Here is a 596-nt window from a genome sequence, read left to right on the forward strand (position 1 = left end):
GGGGCCAACGCATGAACGAAAATGAACAGGACCTATCCAGTCGCACCTATCAACTCCTTTCGCGCTCCGCGCTTCAGTCGCGATAGTGCTTCACGTTCTCTAAAAAAATGATGCTGCACACAATCATCTATCAGTGTTGCTCCTTTAATATCTCCATTTTCCTGAGTTATCGTTAATGAGTGAAAATCTATCCAAGATCCATCCTCAAAAAGAAGTGCGTATCCAGCATCATTTTTATACTGCTTAACATCTTTAATGGTTTTACCTTTTATCGAGTTCTCTAAATCGAATTTATTAAAAAAATTATACATGAAAAATTACTATATTGGTGTTAAAAAAGAGGATCATTTATATTACCCTTGGGGAGAATGTGTTTTTCCAAAATGCAAAAGGCCAAGGTGGGTAGATGAAAGAGGGTTTTCAACTGAAGAAAAAGCTAGGGAATGGATAGAAATGGCGATGTCAGAACACGATAAATTACACCAAAAAACCAATTCCGAGAAATCGGGTAGACGGGAGCATTAACTCTCCCGTCCCCCACATCACCAGCCATACGGGTCCGTAGCCAGACTGATCACGGTATTACGCAGTCTGTT

At 40.3% G+C, this 596-nt stretch carries 2 protein-coding genes; one reads left to right on the top strand and one right to left on the bottom strand.

From position 1 onward, the window contains the following. Nucleotides 1-32: 32 nt before the first annotated feature. On the bottom strand, nt 33-311 hold the full coding sequence (locus tag QEH52_RS20050; protein WP_308952743.1) for a hypothetical protein: 279 nt from the start codon (nt 309-311) through the stop codon (nt 33-35). Between QEH52_RS20050 and QEH52_RS20055 the strand changes: the two genes are divergently transcribed. After that, nucleotides 310-525, top strand: a complete 216-nt coding sequence (locus QEH52_RS20055; protein WP_308952744.1) for a hypothetical protein — start codon at nt 310-312, stop codon at nt 523-525. The genes QEH52_RS20050 and QEH52_RS20055 overlap by 2 nt on opposite strands. The last annotated feature ends 71 nt before the right edge of the window (nt 526-596 follow it).

Source organism: Thalassobacterium maritimum (assembly GCF_031127805.1).
In the GTDB taxonomy this organism is placed as follows: domain Bacteria; phylum Verrucomicrobiota; class Verrucomicrobiia; order Opitutales; family Coraliomargaritaceae; genus Thalassobacterium; species Thalassobacterium maritimum.